General features: G+C 72.3%; 13 protein-coding genes. 6 read left to right on the forward strand and 7 right to left on the reverse strand.

The features are described 5' to 3' along the window. Window positions 1-91 precede the first annotated feature (91 nt). The 5 genes from ACFWFZ_RS08825 to ACFWFZ_RS08845 form a co-directional block, all read right to left on the reverse strand. On the reverse strand, window positions 92-1,051 hold the full coding sequence (locus tag ACFWFZ_RS08825; protein ID WP_387118650.1) for an alpha/beta fold hydrolase: 960 nt from the start codon (window positions 1,049-1,051) through the stop codon (window positions 92-94). Beyond that, a complete protein-coding gene (locus tag ACFWFZ_RS08830) occupies window positions 1,048-1,506 on the reverse strand; it encodes a phage holin family protein (RefSeq protein ID WP_387118653.1) in 459 nt (152 codons plus the stop codon). Before ACFWFZ_RS08830 ends, ACFWFZ_RS08825 begins: the two co-directional genes overlap by 4 nt. Before the next feature lie 100 nt (window positions 1,507-1,606). Beyond that, window positions 1,607-3,070, reverse strand: coding sequence for a Na+/H+ antiporter NhaA (gene nhaA, locus ACFWFZ_RS08835; protein WP_387118656.1), 1,464 nt, complete (start codon window positions 3,068-3,070; stop codon window positions 1,607-1,609). Window positions 3,071-3,274: 204 nt separating this feature from the next. After that, on the reverse strand, window positions 3,275-5,272 hold the full coding sequence (gene acs / locus ACFWFZ_RS08840; protein ID WP_387118659.1) for an acetate--CoA ligase: 1,998 nt from the start codon (window positions 5,270-5,272) through the stop codon (window positions 3,275-3,277). Window positions 5,273-5,433: 161 nt separating this feature from the next. Then, entirely contained in the window at window positions 5,434-7,956 is a 2,523-nt protein-coding gene (locus tag ACFWFZ_RS08845; RefSeq protein ID WP_387118662.1) for a bifunctional SulP family inorganic anion transporter/carbonic anhydrase, read from the reverse strand. A 237-nt stretch (window positions 7,957-8,193) separates the two neighbouring features. On the opposite strand from ACFWFZ_RS08845, the gene ACFWFZ_RS08850 reads away from it, so the two are divergent. Further along, window positions 8,194-9,495, forward strand: a complete 1,302-nt coding sequence (locus ACFWFZ_RS08850; protein WP_387118665.1) for a hypothetical protein — start codon at window positions 8,194-8,196, stop codon at window positions 9,493-9,495. Here the strand turns inward: ACFWFZ_RS08850 and ACFWFZ_RS08855 are convergent. Further along, window positions 9,449-10,507 (reverse strand): ATP-binding protein, encoded by a 1,059-nt coding sequence (locus tag ACFWFZ_RS08855; protein ID WP_387118668.1) that lies wholly within the window; start codon window positions 10,505-10,507, stop codon window positions 9,449-9,451. The genes ACFWFZ_RS08850 and ACFWFZ_RS08855 overlap by 47 nt on opposite strands. A 107-nt stretch (window positions 10,508-10,614) precedes the next feature. On the opposite strand from ACFWFZ_RS08855, the gene ACFWFZ_RS08860 reads away from it, so the two are divergent. Continuing rightward, on the forward strand, window positions 10,615-11,436 hold the full coding sequence (locus ACFWFZ_RS08860) for an oxidoreductase (RefSeq protein WP_387118671.1): 822 nt from the start codon (window positions 10,615-10,617) through the stop codon (window positions 11,434-11,436). Between the two features lie 410 nt (window positions 11,437-11,846). Here ACFWFZ_RS08860 and ACFWFZ_RS08865 read toward each other — a convergent pair whose 3' ends face one another. Next, window positions 11,847-12,716, reverse strand: coding sequence for an HAD-IB family hydrolase (locus tag ACFWFZ_RS08865; RefSeq protein ID WP_387118674.1), 870 nt, complete (start codon window positions 12,714-12,716; stop codon window positions 11,847-11,849). Between the two features lie 488 nt (window positions 12,717-13,204). On the opposite strand from ACFWFZ_RS08865, the gene ssd reads away from it, so the two are divergent. The 4 genes from ssd to ACFWFZ_RS08885 are packed head-to-tail and all read left to right on the forward strand — an operon-like array spanning window position 13,205 to window position 17,215. Beyond that, on the forward strand, window positions 13,205-14,416 hold the full coding sequence (gene ssd / locus ACFWFZ_RS08870) for a septum site-determining protein Ssd (RefSeq protein ID WP_387118677.1): 1,212 nt from the start codon (window positions 13,205-13,207) through the stop codon (window positions 14,414-14,416). Continuing rightward, window positions 14,413-15,561 (forward strand): TadA family conjugal transfer-associated ATPase, encoded by a 1,149-nt coding sequence (locus tag ACFWFZ_RS08875; RefSeq protein WP_356810249.1) that lies wholly within the window; start codon window positions 14,413-14,415, stop codon window positions 15,559-15,561. The genes ssd and ACFWFZ_RS08875 overlap by 4 nt, the downstream gene beginning before the upstream one ends. Beyond that, a complete protein-coding gene (locus ACFWFZ_RS08880; protein ID WP_387118681.1) occupies window positions 15,558-16,442 on the forward strand; it encodes a type II secretion system F family protein in 885 nt (294 codons plus the stop codon). The genes ACFWFZ_RS08875 and ACFWFZ_RS08880 overlap by 4 nt, the downstream gene beginning before the upstream one ends. Further along, window positions 16,442-17,215 carry a type II secretion system F family protein gene (locus tag ACFWFZ_RS08885; RefSeq protein WP_387118684.1) on the forward strand — a complete coding sequence of 258 codons (774 nt, stop codon included), beginning with the start codon at window positions 16,442-16,444 and terminating at the stop codon, window positions 17,213-17,215. The genes ACFWFZ_RS08880 and ACFWFZ_RS08885 overlap by 1 nt, the downstream gene beginning before the upstream one ends. The last annotated feature ends 12 nt before the right edge of the window (window positions 17,216-17,227 follow it).

The following is a 17,227-nucleotide window of genomic DNA, read 5'->3' on the forward strand; positions in this document are numbered from 1 at the left end:
CCTCACGGGGCGGCCAATTGGCCTATGCGCCGGGCATTTGAATGCCCGTAAGACGAAAGGACGACTGAACTGCCGTTCGTACGAGGCGCGGTCAGCGGTCCGGCTCGGGGTCCTTCAGCCAGTTCACCAGCTCGGTCGAGAAGGCGGCGGGGTCCTCCTCGTGCGGGAAGTGCCCGAGCCCGTCGAACAGCCGCCACCGGTACGGGGCTTCGACGTACTCGCCGGATCCGGCGGCGCTGCGGGTGCGCATCACCGGGTCGAGCGAACCGTGCAGGTGCAGCGTGGGCACCCGTACCGGCCGCTTCATGCGCCGGTTGAACTGGAGCCCGTCGGGCCGGGCCATCGACCGCATCATCCAGCGGTACGGCTCGATCGAGCAGTGCGCGGTGGACGGGATGCACATGGCCCGCCGGTACACCGCGAGGTCCTCCTCCTCGGGAGGCCGCGGCCCCGACCAGTCGCGGATCAGGTCGCCCACGAGGGCCCCGCCGTCGGCGACGAGCTGCCGCTCGGGCACGAACGGCCGCTGAAAGCCCCAGATGTGCGAACTCGCCCGGGTCTGCCCGAAGTCCGACAGCATCGCCGAGCGCCACCGCCGGGGGTGCGGCATCGAGGAGACGACGAGGCGGCGCACCAGCTTGGGCCGCATCACGGCCGCCGTCCAGGCGAGGTATCCGCCGAGATCGTGCCCGACGAGTGCGGCGTCCGGCTCGCCGAGGGACCGTACGACCCCGGTGATGTCGAGGGCCAGGTTGGCGGGGTCGTAGCCGCGCGGGGTGCGGTCGCTGCCGCCGACCCCGCGCAGGTCCATGGCGACGGCCCGGTACCCGGCGTCGGCGAGCGCGGTCAGCTGGTGCCGCCAGGTCCACCAGAACTGCGGGAAGCCGTGCAGCAGCAGCACCAGCGGTCCGTCACCGAGCTCGGCGACGTGGAAGCGCGCGCCGTTGGCGGCCACGTCCCGGTGCGTCACCGCTTGCCCGCCGGGGAGGTCGAGCCGCACCGCCGTGGCAGCGGTGGGCGGAATGCTGGGGTCCGGCGTGGGCGCTGTCATGAGGACGAGCGTGCCACACCCACAGCCTTGTCACTCACCGGCCGCGGGTGCGGCTTGACGGTCCCGACCAGCGCGGCGGTCTGCTTGACCGAGGCGATGGACTTCTCCGGCGGCTTGACCTTCTTGAACTTCCGTACGGCGATCAGCGCGAGGATGCCCGCGATCAGCAGGAACGCACCGCCGACGATCAGGAAGGACCAGGCGAGCCCGAGCCCGAGGTTGTGGATCCCGTACGCCGCGGCGAAGGTCAGCACCGGGAGCGAGAAGGCCGCGAACACTCCCGCGGCGGCGATGGAGGCGGAGCCGGCGCCCACGCGCTTGGCGTCCTCGCGGAGTTCCGCCTTGGCCAGGGCGATCTCGTCGTGAACCAGGGCGGACATCTCGGCGGTGGCCGAGGCGACCAGCTGGCCGAGTGTGCGCTCGGCTCCCTGCGCCTCTTGGTCCACTGCGCTCATCGCTCTCTCCCTCTGTCGTCTGCTGCCGGGCGGCTGTCCCCGCGGCCATCGCCCGGCCGGCGTGCCGCTGTCGTGCGTCGGTCCAGCGTCTTCACTCAGATCATGCCGGACGGTCGGCCTCGGTGGTGGACCCGGCTGCGGTTCGCAGCGCGGCGGCGGCCGCCTTCTCCGCCTTGCGGCGGTGTTCCGCGGCCCGCTCCTCGTAGATCTTCGCCATCCGCAGGTGGTACTCGGGCCGCTCCTCCTCGTAGATGTCCGGGATGCCGTCGTGGTCCTCGTCGCGCTCCTCGGCCTCGATGAGCTCCCGGTAGCGGCGGTTGCGGAGCTTGAGCAGGACGCATGCGAGCGTGGCGGCGATGAGGGAGCCGATCAGGACGGCGGCCTTGATCTCGGACGTGAGGGCCTCGTCGCCCTCGAAGGCGAGCTCGCCGATGAGGAGGGAGACGGTGAAACCGATACCGGCGAGCGTGGCCACGGCGAACACGTCGGGCCAGGTCAGGTCCTCGTTCAGCTCGGCCTTGGTGAAGCGGGCGGCCAGCCAGGTCCCGCCGAAGATGCCCGCGGCCTTGCCGACGACGAGGCCGAGGATCACACCGAGGGTCTCGGGGCGGGTGAAGACCTGGGCGATGGCCTCGTCGGAGAGGGAGACCCCGGCGGAGAAGAGCGCGAAGAGGGGTACGGCGAGACCGGCCGAGACGGGCCGGACGAGGTGCTCGATGTGCTCGCCGGGAGAGGTCTGCTCGCCTTCCGCGCGGGTGCACCGGAGCATCAGGCCCATGGCGACGCCGGCGATGGTGGCGTGGACGCCGCTGTTGTACATCAGGCCCCAGACGACCAGGGCGAGCGGAACGTAGACGTACCAGCCGCGGACGCCGCGTCGCAGCAGGAACCAGAAGAGGACCAGTCCCACGAGCGCGCCGCCGAGTGCCAGGAAGTCGATCTCGCTGGTGAAGAACACCGCGATGATCAGGATGGCGAAGAGGTCGTCGACGACGGCGAGGGTCAGCAGGAAGGCGCGCAGGGCCGAGGGCAGGGAGGTGCCGATGACGGCGAGGACCGCGAGCGCGAAGGCGATGTCGGTGGCCGTGGGGACGGCCCAGCCGTCCATCGATCCGTTGCCCGTGACGTTGACCAGAACGTAGACGAGCGCGGGCACGGCCATGCCGCAGAGGGCGGCGATCACCGGGAGGGCGGCCGCCTTGGGGTCGCGCAGGTCGCCCGCGACGAGCTCGCGCTTGAGCTCGATGCCGGCGACGAAGAAGAAGACGGCGAGGAGCCCGTCGGCCGCCCAGTGCTGAAGCGAGAGGTCCAGGCCGAGGGAGGCGGGGCCGATGTGGAAGGACCGCACGCTGGCGTAGCTGTCGGAGATGGCGGGGATGTTGGCCCACAGCAGGGCGACGATCGCGGCCACGAGCAGCAGCACACCGCCGACCGTCTCGGCGCGCAGGGCATCGGCGATGAAGCGGCTCTCGGTCAGCGAGAGGCGGCCGAGCAGCTTGCGGCTCTTGTGGTCGGTGGGGTCGGGCGCGGCCACGAGGGCACCTCCGGGGCTGTCGGACGGCATGACGGAACTCGTTGCCGACCAGACTTCCCGGCGCACCCTGAGTCTTTATCTTTACGCTTTCAATATTTTACAGGGTGTGCGCGAGGATGTTTCCGGCGAACATCACTTTATGTGCGAAAGGGGCACCCGGCGCGTCGCGCCGCATGCCCCTTCCCTCGTGTGCCGCCGAGGTGGCGACCGGCCGCGGTGGCCGACGCCGACCTGTCAGTCGTCGCTGCCGGCTGCCGGGAGCTTGCTCTGGATCAGGTCCATGACCGAGGAGTCGGCCAGCGTGGTGACGTCGCCGACCGCGCGGTTCTCCGCGACATCGCGCAGCAGACGGCGCATGATCTTGCCCGAGCGGGTCTTCGGCAGCTCCTGGACCGGCAGGATCCGCTTGGGCTTGGCGATCGGGCCGAGCGTGCTGCCCACGTGGTTGCGCAGGTCCGCGACCAGGCTCTCGGTCTCGGAGGCGCTGCCGCGCAGGATGACGAAGGCCACGATGGCCTGGCCGGTGGTCTCGTCGGCGGCGCCGACCACGGCCGCCTCGGCGACCGACGAGTGCGAGACGAGCGCCGACTCGACCTCGGTGGTCGAGATGTTGTGGCCGGACACCAGCATCACGTCGTCCACCCGGCCCAGCAGCCAGATGTCGCCGTCGTCGTCCTTCTTGGCGCCGTCGCCCGCGAAGTACTTGCCCTCGAAACGCGACCAGTAGGTGTCGATGAAGCGCTGGTCGTCGCCCCAGATGGTGCGCAGCATCGACGGCCACGGCTCGGTGAGGACCAGGTAGCCGCCCCCGCCGTTCGGGACCTCGTGCGCCTCGTCGTCCACGACGGTGGCGGCGATCCCGGGCAGGGCGCGCTGGGCGGAGCCCGGCTTGGTGTGCGTGACGCCCGGCAGCGGGGAGATCATCATCGCGCCGGTCTCGGTCTGCCACCAGGTGTCCACGATCGGGCAGCGGTCACCGCCGATGTGCTTGCGGTACCAGACCCAGGCCTCGGGGTTGATCGGCTCGCCGACCGAGCCCAGGACGCGCAGGCTCGACAGGTCGAACTTCGCGGGGATGTCGTCGCCCCACTTCATGAACGTGCGGATGGCCGTGGGCGCCGTGTAGAGGATCGTGACGCCGTACTTCTGCACGACCTCCCAGAAGCGGCCCTGGTGCGGGGTGTCGGGCGTGCCCTCGTACATCACCTGCGTGGCGCCGTTCGCGAGCGGCCCGTAGACGATGTAGGAGTGCCCGGTCACCCAGCCGATGTCGGCCGTGCACCAGTAGACGTCGCTCTCCGGCTTCAGGTCGAAGACCGCGTGGTGGGTGTACGCCGCCTGGGTGAGGTAGCCGCCGGAGGTGTGCAGGATGCCCTTGGGCTTACCCGTCGTCCCCGAGGTGTAGAGGATGAACAGCGGGTGCTCGGCCTCGAAGGCCTGCGGGGTGTGCTCGGCGGACTGGCGGCCGACCAGCTCGTGCCACCAGACGTCGCGGCCCTCGGTGAAGGCGGTGTCCTGGCCGGTGCGGCGTACGACGAGCACGTGCTCGACCTGCGGGCACTTGGCGACGGCCTCGTCGATGGCGGGCTTGAGGGCGCTGGGCTTGCCGCGGCGGTAGCCGCCGTCGGCGGTGATGACCAGCTTGGCGTCGGCGTCCTGGATGCGGGAGGCGACGGCGTCGGCGGAGAACCCGCCGAAGACCACGGAGTGCGCGGCGCCGATGCGGGCGCACGCGAGCATGGCGACGACCGCCTCGGGGATCATCGGGAGGTAGACGGCGACGCGGTCACCGGCCTCGACGCCCAGCTCGGTGAGGGCGTTGGCGGCCCTGGAGACCTCGTCCTTGAGGTCGGCGTAGGTGATCGCGCGGCTGTCGCCGGGCTCGCCCTCGAAGTGGATGGCGACGCGGTCGCCGTTGCCGGCCTCGACGTGGCGGTCCACGCAGTTGTACGCGACGTTCAGCTTGCCGTCGGCGAACCACTTGGCGAAGGGCGGGTTCGTCCAGTCGAGCGTCTCGGTCGGCTCGGCGGCCCAGGTCAGCCGCCGGGCCTGGTCGGCCCAGAAGCCCAGCCGGTCCGCGTCGGCCTGTGTGTACGCAGCCTCTTTCACATTGGCGGCGGCGGCCAGATCGGCAGGCGGTGCGAACCGCCGCTCCTCCTTGAGCAGATTGGCCAGGCTCTCGTTGCTCACGACATCTCCCTTTCCCAGGGTGTCCGTTGTGTCCCCGGGCATAGCTCATCAGTCGGCGGCCCGGGTGACAAGGGGTAACCTGAAATTGGTTTAGACCTATATCATGCAGACGGCCCGCCCGAGAACGGCGTGCGAAGGGCCCCTCCCCGCTGCAGGGCGCGGGAAGGGGCCAATCGATGGCACGGATACCGGAGGTTACCGGTTCAGGCGTGCTGGCCGACGGTGTCGAAGACCCTGCAGTCGAAGAAGTCCTCACCCTCCGACAGCAGGTAGGCCTGGGCCTCGCCCACGTGGAAGTACATCCCGTGCAGCTCCAGGGTGCCCTCGGCGAGCCGCCTGGCCACCGATTCGTGGGCCCTCAGGTGCTCCAGCTGCTGGACCACATTGGTCAGGCACAGCTGCTCCACGGCGTCGGCGGGGAGTCGGCCCGAGATCCGGGCCCAGGCGTGGTGGCGGCTGGCCATCCGCTCCAGGCTGGGCAGCCCGTGCCGCAGCCAGCGGCGCAGCGGGGTCACCGCGACCCCGGGCGCGGAGCTGAGCAGGGCCTGCATGGCTCCGCAGCCCGAATGCCCGCAGACCGTGATGCTGTCGACCTTCAGCACGTCGACCGCGTACTCGATGGCCGCCGCGACGGAGTCGTCCGTGGACTCCGTACCGGGCAGCGGCACGAGATTGCCGACGTTGCGGACGGTGAACAGGTCTCCCGGGCCGCTCGCCGTGATCATGCTGGTCACCAGCCGGGAGTCCGCGCAGGTGATGAAGAGCTGCGAGGGCCGCTGTCCCTCGCGGGCCAGCCGGGCCAGCTCGTCCCGTACGTGGGGTGCGGTGTCCCGCTGGAAGGCGCTGATCCCGCTGGCCAGTTGGCCCGCGCCGCGCCGCCGGGGCGCCGGCGCGGCGTCCGGCACCCCGCCGTCTCCGGCTCCGTCCTCCCTGTCCGCGGCCGCCTCGGCCGCTGCCGCCATGGTCGCCGCCGTGGCCGCGGCCGTACGGGTGCTCGTGGCGCGGTGGTCGCAGTGGTTCTGCCAGGGGGTCCAGGGGCGGCAGCACTGGTGCGTCCCGCGGTGATGGCCGCGCCTGGACCGGTCGGCCTGGTGGCCGCCCTCGGGAGGGCGGGTGCCGTGGCCGTGATCGCCCCCGTGGCCCCCGTCGGGCTCGCCCGCTCCCTCCGCTCCGTCCGGCCCGGCGGTGGGCCCGGTCCTGCCGGCCGCGGCCGGGTCCGCCCCGTTGATCCGGGCGGCCTGCCCCGAGCGGCCGGTGACCTCCAGGGTTCCCCCGTGCGCCAGATGGGACTGCTGCCAGTCCTGGATCGTCTCGTAGGCCGCGTGGTCCATGAAGGAGCCGTCGAGCTCGACCACGGCGTGCGCCTCGTGCGGGATCTGGTTCAGCGCCCGGCTCAGCCGCGGCACCGCCAGGAAGGTCAACTGCCCGCGGGCCCGTACCCGGTGGACGCCGCTGTCCAGCCGCTCCAGGGTGATCCTGGTCCGGGCCAGCCGGTGCAGTGCCAGGGCGACGGCCACCGCGATGCCCACGGCCACGCCCTCCAGCACCCCGCCGAGCACCACGGCCACGATGGTCGTCCCGTAGACGAGCGCCTCCCGGTGCCGGGTGACACTGCGCATGTGCGTGACGCTGACCATCTGCACGCCCACGGCCATCACCAGGGCGGCCAGCGTGGCCAGCGGGATCAGGTCGAGCAGGGGAACCAGCAGGAAGGCCGCGAGCAGGACCCAGAAACCGTGCATCATCGACGACTTCCGGCTGACCGCACCGGATTTGACGTTCGCCACGCTGCGCACGGCCACACCGGTGATGGGCAGGCCGCCCAGGGCCCCGGAGACGATGTTCGCCGCGCCCTGCCCGCGCAGTTCCCGGTCGAGGTCGGCGCGCGGCGGGCGCTTGTCCGTGCCCCGTTCGGAGGCGATCAGCTTGTCGGTCGCGACCGCGGAGAGCAGGGACTCCACGCTGCCGACCAGGGTGATGGTCAGGACGGCGGCGATGAGACCGAGAACCGGCCCTTCGGGCATCTCGGGAAGGGCGTGGCTGCGCCAGGACGGCAGGTCCACCCGGGGCAGGCTCAGCCCGGCCAGTGCGGCGAAGACGGTGGCCGTGGCGACGGCGGCGAGGGGCGCCGGCACCTTGCGCAGGGCGCGGCCCGTCCGCCCGGGCAGCCGCGGCCAGCCGAGCAGGACGACCAGGGTCAGTGCGCTGACCCCGAGCGCCACCGGGTGCAGGTCCGCCAACTGGGCGGGAAGGCCGAGGACGTTCGCCACGGCCGAGCTCTGCGGTGTGCCGCCGAGCACGATGTGCAGCTGGGCCAGGGCGATGGTCACACCGATGCCCGCGAGCATGCCGTGCACGATGGCCGGGCTGACCATGAGCGCGGACCGGGCGGTGCGCAGGGCGGCGAGGCCGAGCTGGCAGGCGCCGGCCAGCACGGTGATGGCGCACGTGGTGCGCCATCCGTACCGCTGGATCAACTCGGCCGTGACCACGGTGAGGCCGGCGGCGGGCCCGCTGACCTGGAGCGGTGCACCGCCCAGGCGCCCGGCGACGATCCCGCCCACCGCAGCCGCGACCAGGCCGGCCTGGAGCGGGGCTCCGGTGGCCAGGGCGATGCCGAGGGAGAGCGGGATGGCGATCAGGAAGACGGTGATGGAGGCGGAGAGGTCCGCTGGAAGGTCTTTGCGAACCCCTCGGGGTGTGGGTGTGGGGGAAATGGCTGTCATGGGGTCCCGTCTCCTCGGGGATGAGGGGTGAAGCGGCGGGAGTCTCAACACTCAGTAAATGGACGGTAATGGAGAGTAAAGATGAGCAGTGGATAATTCGGGCAAATGGCCTATGAATTAGCACTCAAGGGTGATTAAGCATTTTGTCCGGCTTGTCATACCTTCCTCGCGTTGGACCGCATGGGACGTTGCGGCGCAGAAGTCCTGCGATGGAACTGCGAGGGAGAGGTGGGGCGGATGATCGCCGCCACGAAGAAGATCGCCGGCGGCCTGGTCGCCACGGCGCTGGTTCTGGGCGTCGCCGGGTGCACCGCCTCGGAACCCGCGAAGTCCCCGCCCGCCGGCGGCCCGAACGCGCGCAAGGCCCCCCCGGAGGCGCCCGGCAGCGTCAACCGCCCCATCGGCGACGGTTCGACCGCGTACACCGGGCCGCAGCCGAACGTGGTGAAGCCGCAGAAGCTGAAGCCGGGCGAGAAGCCCCCGCAGTTCGTGGTGTTCTCGTGGGACGGGGCCGGCGAAGACAGCCAGAAACTCTTCTCGCACTTCCGCGAGGTGGGCAAGAAGTACAACGCCCGCATGACGTACTTCCTCAGCGGTGTGTACATGCTTCCGGAGGAGAAGCGTTTCCTCTACACCGCTCCGCAGCACGCGCCCGGCCGCTCCGACATCGGCTTCGGCGACCTCCAGGGCATCAAGGACACTGCCGCCCAGGTCCGCGCGGCCTGGCTGGAAGGCAACGAGATCGGCACCCACTTCAACGGGCACTTCTGCGGGCCCGACGGCGGCGTCGGCACCTGGTCCGTGGACGAGTGGAAGAGCGAGATCAACCAGGCCAAGTCCTTCGTCAAGAACTGGAAGACCAACGCGGGCCTGAAGCAGGAGGAGGCGCTCCCCTTCGACTACGACAAGGAGCTCGTCGGCGCGCGCACGCCCTGCCTCGAAGGCCAGAAGAACTTCATGCTGGCGGCGAAAGGCATGGGCTTCCGCTACGACTCCAGCGGGATCAGCAAGCAGATCTGGCCCAAGAAGACGGACGGGCTCTGGGACATCCCGCTGCAGCTGGTGCCCATGCCGGGCCGCGCCTTCGACACGCTGAGCATGGACTACAACTACATGGTCAACCAGTCCGGTACGACCTCGCAGGGCGATCCCTCGCAGCACACCTACTGGGGCGACCAGATGCGTGACGGTCTGCGCCAGGCCTTCGACCGCGCCTACCAGGGCAACCGTGCCCCCCTGATCATCGGCAACCACTTCGAGTCCTGGAACGGCGGCACCTACATGCGCGCCGTCGAGGAGTCGATCAAGGGCATGTGCACCCAGGAGGAGGTCCGCTGCGTGCCGTTCCGGGAGCTGGTGGACTGGCTGGAAGCCCAGGATCCGAAGGTCCTGGAGTGGATGCGCACCCTCGACGTCGGCGAGGCGCCGAAGGAGGGCTGGGCGAAGTTCCTGACCGCGGGGCCGCCGGCGCCGCCGGCCGCCCCCGCCGGCGTCAAGCCGGCTGCGGAGCCGGCCGATGGGTCTGGGGACGAGGGCTGACGATCTCCTCGGCGCCCGCGCCGCCGTCGAACGCGTCGAGGGTGTCGAGGCCCTCGCGCAGGACGAAATCGGGGTCGACCTGCTCCGCCAGGTCGGCCCCGGTCCTGGCGTTGCCCCAGCTCTGCGCGTTCTTGAGGTGGAAGCTCACCATCTGCTCGGTGTACCGGGCCCAGTCGCGGTGCGCGTACGAGTCGTCGGCGGCGTCCTGGAGTGCCTGGAGGGCGAACCGGTTGGTCGCCTCCAGCAGTTCGAAGGGGGCCGGGCGGCCCTTCTCCACCGCCCGGACCCAGTCGGAGTGCCCGACGGTGACCAGCAGGTCCTCGCCCGCCTCGTCCTGGAGGAACTCGATGTCCTCGGGGCCCTGCACCTTGTTGCCGACGACCTTGAGCGCGACCCCGAAGTCCCGCGCGTACTCCTTGTACTGGCGGTAGACGGAGACGCCCTTGCGGGTCGGTTCGGCGACGAGGAAGGTCACGTCGAAGCGGGTGAACATGCCCGAGGCGAAGGAGTCGGAGCCCGCCGTCATGTCGACGACCACGTACTCGTCCGGTCCGTCGACGAGGTGGTTGAGGCAGAGCTCGACCGCTCCGACCTTGGAGTGGTAGCAGGCCACGCCCAGGTCGGCCTCGGTGAACGGACCGGTGGCCATGAGGCGTACGGGCTCCCCGTCGAGCAGGACCGTGCGCGCGCAGGCCTCGTAGACCGGGTTGTCCTCGGTGACGCGCAGCAGGCGCGAGCCGCGGCCGGGCGGAGTGGTCTTGATCATCGTCTCGGCGGACGCGATGCGCGGGTTGGAACCGCGCAGGTACTCCTTGATCAGGGGCAGGTGCGCGCCCAGGGCGGGCAGCGCGGCCGCCTCGTCCTCGGCGAGCCCGAGCGCGGCGCCCAGGTGCTGGTTGATGTCGGCGTCCACCGCGACGACGGGGGCTTCATTGGCGGCGAGGTGGCGGATGAAGAGGGAGGACAGCGTCGTCTTGCCGCTGCCGCCCTTTCCCACGAAAGCGATCTTCATGTTCACCAAGGGTAGTGGGTGAGTAGCGCTGTGTTGTCAAGGTGAGTGAAGAAGACCACTCCAAGGAGGGGTTGGTGCCATGCCCGCAGTGCGTAGGCTCCCTACTTATGAGTAGCGCTTCTGACCCGTTGGCCGCCCTCGCCGGGCTGCCGGGTGTCGCCGATTCCGTGGATTCCGTACGCAAGGCCGTGGACCGGGTCTACGGGCACCGGGTGATGCGCCGCCGCAGCGGTGAGATCACCTCGGAGGCCGCCCTGCGCGGCGCCCGCGGCAGCGCGGCGCTGTCCGGCGCGGACTGGGCGCTGGAGGAGGTGCGGCGGCGGACCGACTTCGGCGCCGAGCCGGAGGCGCTGACCGTGGGCGCCGCCCTGCGCCTCACGGCGGAGGCCGGCCAGCTGCTGAGCATCTGGCGCCAGTCGCCGCTTCGGGTCCTGGCGCGCCTGCACCTGGTGGCGGTCGGATCGACGGCCGAGGGGGACGTGGTGGGCCGCCCGCGCCTCGCGGGCGAGCCGGTGGTGGAGCCCCTGGTGGAGGCGCCGCTGCCCGGTGCCGACGAGGTGGCAGGCCGGCTGGACGGCCTGTCGCGGCTCATCATCGCGGGCGGTTCCGCCCCGGCCCTGGTCACGGCGTCGGTGGTGCACGGCGAGCTGCTGGCCCTGCGGCCGTTCGGCTCGTACAACGGGCTGGTCGCGCGGGCGGCCGAGCGCATCGTACTGATCAACAGCGGGCTCGACCCCAAGGCGATCTGCCCGGCGGAGGTGGGTCACGCGGAGCAGGGGACCGAGGCCTACCTGGCGGCCTTCGAGGGCTACCTCTCGGGGACGGCGGAGGGCATGGCCGCCTGGATCGGCCACTGCGGCCGTGCGATCGAGCTCGGGGTGCGGGAGTCGACGGCGGTCTGCGAGGCCCTGCAGCGCGGCGCAGCCTGAGCCCTCGCGGGTGCAGGGCCGGTCCAGGGCCCGCACGTGGGGTGCCCGGACATGGGGTGCCCGGACATGGGTTGCGGCGACACCGTCCTGCTTTGGTGTCGCCGCTGGCATTCACGCCCAGGTACCAAGCGTCCTCGAAAATTGCCCATCAGGTCGGGTACTTTGCCCGTCACCTGGTGCGGCTGGCCCGTAATCGACGGGTCGACGTCGCGTGGGTGCTCGGCGTTCATGCGTCGGTCCGTGGGCCTTACTGCGTTTAAAGATGATCCTCTCGGATGTTCTTTGGTCTCGCGGGCCGTTGCTTTATTTGTACTCCGCTTTGCCCCTATGCGAAACCCCTGGCTCCACTTTTTACTTTCCGGGGCGAGCGGGGGTGAACCGGACAGTCCGAATCGGTACAGGTGGGGTAATCAGGCAGAGACGGCCGACAGTGCGGCCCGGCGCCGGCTCGCGTACCAGACCAGCCCGGCGGTGGCGGCGGCGGCGCCCACCGCGGCCGCCGCGATCAGCGCCGGGCGGGCGGGCATCGACAGCCCGGGGAGGCGCTGCTTGAGCCGCACGGGCCGGTTGAAGACCAGGACCGGCCACTCCCGCGCCGCCGCCTCGCGGCGCAGCGCGCGGTCCGGGTTGACGGCGTGCGGGTGTCCGACAGCTTCCAGCATCGGGATGTCGGTCGCCGAGTCGCTGTAGGCGTAGCACCGGGCCAGGTCGTAGCCCTCGGACTCGGCGAGTTCCCGTACGGCCTCCGCCTTGGTGGGCCCGTAGGCGTAGTAGTCGATCTCGCCGGTGAAGCAGCCGTCCTCGCCCACGACCATGCGCGTGGCGACGACCCGGTCGGCGCCGAGCATCTCCCCGATCGGCTCGACCACCTCCGCTCCGGAGGTCGACACGATCACCACGTCGCGGCCGGCCGTGTGGTGGGCCTCGATCAGGGATGCGGCCTCGTCGTAGATGATCGGGTCGATGAGGTCGTGCAGGGTCTCCGCGACGATCTCCCGCACCTGCTGCACGTTCCACCCCTTGCAGAGGGCGGACAGGTACTCCCGCATCCGCTCCATCTGATCGTGGTCGGCGCCTCCGGCCAGGAAGATGAACTGGATGTAGGCGGTGCGCAACACGGCTCGCCGGTTGATCAGGCCGCCTTGGTAGAAGGACTTGCTGAACGTCAGGGTGCTCGACTTCGCAATGACCGTCTTGTCCAGATCGAAGAAGGCTGCGGTGCGAGGCGAGGAGTGCGGCAAGGGCTGATTTTCCACGCCCCGAGCATATGCGCCCACCATTCGGCGTAAGGTGTGGCGCGTGGGTTTGCCTGAGAGGGCTCTCGGGTACACCATGGAAGTCACGGATCGTTCGCGACCGTGCTAACCCGGTCTGGCTCCTCCCCCCCCGAGTCGGACCGTGGGGACGACCCCCGCTCTCCCCCCCGGCGGGGGTCGTCGCATGTCCGGACGCGGTTCGCGTCCCCGGCCTCGGCCCCGATCGACCATTTCCCGGTCCTTCCTCTTCGGCGCGGCCCGTCTGCCGCAGGCTCTCACCACGTCGAACTCATGACGCTGTGTAGTGGTTCCGCCGCGCTCCGGAACTCACCTGTGAGGGTGACCGGGTTATTCACAATCGAGGGGTTGTCCACAGTTATTGGGCAAGATCCACTTCTTTTCCCCGATCGCTGCACGGTGATTCCAGCCGCGAAGTCCGCGGTGCTGGGATTTGCAGTGCGAAGGGGGCGGAGATCGTGGCTCGATCGAAGTCGTGCGAAACGCCGAAGACCGTGAAGACCGGAAGGGCGGCGGGGGCGGAGGGAGCCGCCGCAGGGAGCGCCGCGCCCGCGCACGCCGGGCGCCGGCCCCTGCTCATCACCGAAGATCCCCTGCTGCTCGACGACTTGCTGAGGCTGTGTGCGGCGGCGGGGGCCGATCCGCACGTGCTCGACCCCGCACCGGAGCGCGGCGGCGAGGCCGCGGAAGCGGAGGCCGCCCCCGCCGGGAGTGGGGACGGAGGGCCGGTTTTCCCAACTGGCTTCAATCATGGGGAAGTTGGCTGGGATTCGGCGCCGCTGGTGCTGGTCGGGGACGACGCCGCCCGGCACGTACGGGGCGCGCCGCGCCGGACCGGGGTCTTCCTCGTCGGGCGTGACCTCGACGATCCCCTGGTGTGGCAGCGGGCGGTGGAGATCGGCGCCGAGGAGGTGCTGCGCCTCCCCGATGCCGAGAGCCGGCTCGTGGACCGGATCGCCGATGTCGTCGAGGGGGCCGGACGGCCCGCACTCGCCGTCGGTGTGATCGGAGGCAGTGGTGGGGCGGGGGCCTCCACCCTCGCCTGCGCCCTCGCCGTCCGGGCCGCCCGCGCCGGCGAGCGGACCATGCTCATCGACGGTGATCCCCTCGGCGGCGGCATGGACGTGCTGCTCGGCGGCGAGGGCGCCGAAGGACTGCGCTGGCCGGACTTCGCGGCGTCCCGGGGACGGGTGGGCGCCGGAGCGCTGGAGGAGTCCCTGCCCGAACTGCACGCGTTGCGGGTGCTCAGCTGGGACCGAGGGGACCGGGTGGTCGTGCCGCCCGCCGCCGTCCGCTCGGTGGTGGCCGCGGCGCGCCGCCGGGGCGGCGTCGTCGTGGTCGATCTCCCGCGCCGGGTGGACGAAGCCGCGGCCGAGGTGCTGTCCCAGCTCGACCTGGTGCTGATGGTCGTGCCCGGTGAGCTGCGGTCGGTTGCCGCGGCGGGCCGGGTGGCCGCCGGGGTGCGGATGGTGGCCAGGGACGTCCGCGTCGTCGTACGGGGCCGCTGCCCGGGCGGTCTCGATCCGGAGGACGTGGCCGGGTTGTTGGGGGCGCCGCTGGCCGGTGAGGTGCCCGTCGAGGTGGGACTTCCGGGGCGGGTGGCCGAGGGAGAGCCGCCGGGGTCGCAGGCGCGCGGCGCCCTGGCCCGCTTCTGCGACGGCTTCTGGCAGCGGGCCCTCGGCGCCGCGCAGGGGGTGCCGGCATGAGCGCGGTACTGCTGGACGCGGTGCGCAGGCGGCTCGCCGAGAGCGGGGCGGAGCCGACCCCGGCACGGGTGGCGGCGGCCCTGCGCGCCCAGGGCCGGCTGCTGGGTGACGAGGAAGTGCTGGGCGCGGCGGCCGAGTTGCGCTCCGAACTGGTCGGCGCGGGTCCGCTGGAGCCGCTGTTGGCCGATCCGGAGGTGACCGACGTGCTGGTGGCGGCCCCCGACCGGGTGTGGGTGGACCGCGGTGGCGGGCTGGAGCTGACCGGGGTGACCTTCGCCGATGCGGGAGCCGTCCGCAGGCTCGCCCAGCGGCTGGCCGCCGTGGCCGGTCGGCGGCTCGACGACGCCCGCCCGTGGGTGGACGCCCGGATGCCCGACGGCACACGGCTGCATGCCGTGCTGCCGCCGGTCTCGGTCGGCTCGGCCTGTCTCTCGCTGCGGGTGGTGCGGCCGCGGGCGTTCACGCTGGAGGAGCTCGTCGCGGCGGGCACGCTGCCGCCCGGCGGGCAGCGGCTGCTCCGGGACATGGTCGAGGCCCGGCTGTCGTTCCTCGTCTCCGGCGGGACGGGGACCGGCAAGACAACCCTGCTCAGTGCGCTGTTGGGGCTGGTGGGCCCCGGGGAGCGGATCGTGCTGGCCGAGGACTCGGCCGAGTTGCGCCCCGACCATCCGCATGTGGTGCGGCTGGAGACCCGGCCGGCCAACCAGGAGGGTGCCGGTCTGGTCACCCTGGCGGACCTGGTCCGACAGGCGTTGCGGATGAGGCCCGACCGGCTGGTGGTCGGCGAGGTGCGGGGCGCCGAGGTCGCGGACCTGCTCGCCGCCCTCAACACCGGCCATGAGGGCGGGTGCGGCACGGTGCACGCCAATGCCGCCGCCCATGTGCCGGCGCGGCTGGAGGCGCTGGGGACGGCCGCCGGACTCGACCGGGGCGCTCTGCACAGCCAGTTGGCCGCCGCGCTGACCCTGGTGCTGCACCTGGTCCGGGACCGGGAGGGGCGGCGCCGGGTGGCCGAGGTGCACGTGCTGGAGCGGGACGCCGCCGGACTGGTGGTGACCGTACCCGCACTGCGGTGGGCCGCCCGGGGTTTCGTGCGGGAGCAGGGCTGGGACCGGTTGCGTCCGCTGCTGCGAGGTGCCCGGTGAGCGCCGGGGCGGGGCTGCCGCTGCCGCTGTTCGCAGGGGTGTTGTGCGCGGGCGCGGCCGCCTGGGGGATCGCCGGGCGCGACCCGGTGTCCCGGCGGGCCCGGGTGGTGCTCGCCGGCGGGGGGAGGCCGCTCGTGTGCCGGCCGCCGCGCCGGGAGCTGCTGCTGGGCGCCGTCCGGGTGCGGGCCGTCCGGTGGCGGGAGTGGGCCTGCCTCGGGGCCGGGCTGGTGATCGCGCTCCTGGGCGGGTCGGTGTTCCCGCTGCTGGCAGGCGGGGCCGCGGTGCCGCTGGTGCGGCGGTGGCTGCGGGCGCGGGCGCGCGAGCGGGCCCGGTCCGCGCGGGCCGCCGAGGTGGTGGCCCTGTGCGGGGCGGCGGTGGGCGAGCTGCGGGCCGGGGCGCAGCCCGGGCAGGCGTTGACGGCGGCGCTGCGGCGGACGGCCGCGGGTCCGGGCGGGCCGGGCGCGGCGGAGGCAGGCGTGCTGGCGGCCGCGGCGTTCGGCGGGGACGTGCCCGGGGCGCTGCGGCAGGCGGCGCGGGAGCCCGGCGCGGAGGGACTGGCCGGGATGGCCGCCTGCTGGCGGGTGTCGGTGGACGGCGGAGCGGGCCTGGCCGCCGGGCTGGACCGGCTGGAGGGGGCCCTGCGGGCCGAACGGGACCGGCAGGAGTCGCTGCGGGCCCAGCTGGCGGGGGCGCGGTCGACGGTGCTGGTGCTCGCCCTGCTGCCGCTGGTGGGCCTGTTGATCGGCACCGGGCTGGGTGCGGATCCGCTGCGGGTCCTGCTGCACACGCCGATGGGGTGGGGCTGTCTGCTGGCGGGCGGGGTGCTGGAGGCGCTGGGGCTGCTGTGGTGTCGGCGGATCGTCCGGGCGGGGGAGCGGTGATGGCCGGCTTCTCCGTCCACAGGCTGGGGATCGTGATGGGCCTGGCGGCGGTGCTGTGGATGGTGTCGGCGGTGGTGGCGCGGGTCAGGGCGCGTGCCGTCCGGCGCAGGACCGCCGCGCTGCTGGGGGCGGGGCCGCGGCCTCGCGGGCCGGTGCTCGGTGCCGCGCTGCGGGGCGTGGCGGCGGCGTGGGCCGGTCCGGCCGGGGCGCTGCTGGCGGGCTGGGTGCTCGTCGGCGGGGTGGCCGGGGTGGCCGTGGGCTGCCTGACCGCGGTCGGAGTGCGGCGCTGGCAGGCTCGGCCGCGGCCGGCGGCCGGGGTGGATCCGCAGGAGGTGGAGCGCCAGCTGCCGTTCGCCGCCGACCTGTTGGCCGCATGCCTGGCGGCCGGCGCCGGGCCGGTGGAGGCGGCGGAGGTGGTGGGCGAATCGCTGGGCGGCCCGGTGGGCGAGCGGCTCGCGAGCGCCGGTGCTGAGCTGCGGCTCGGCGGCGAACCGGGCTCAGGGTGGGGGAGGTTGGCGGAGATACCGGGTGCCCGGGCGCTCGCCGACTGCCTGGAGCGTGCCGCGCGGACCGGGGCGCCCGCGGCGGAGCCGGTGTCCCGGCTCGCCTCCGGGCTCCGGGAGGACCGGGCCCGTCGGGCCGGAGCCAGAGCCCAGCGGGCGGCGGTCCTCGTCACCGCCCCGGTGGGGCTGTGTTTCCTTCCCGCTTTCCTCTCCATCGGGGTCGCGCCGGTGGTGATCGGTATGGCCTCGGGACTTCTCTCAAGTACCTGAAGTCGCATTGAC

Origin of the sequence: Streptomyces sp. NPDC060232, assembly GCF_042726555.1 — a bacterium.
Classification (GTDB): Bacteria; Actinomycetota; Actinomycetes; order Streptomycetales; family Streptomycetaceae; genus Streptomyces.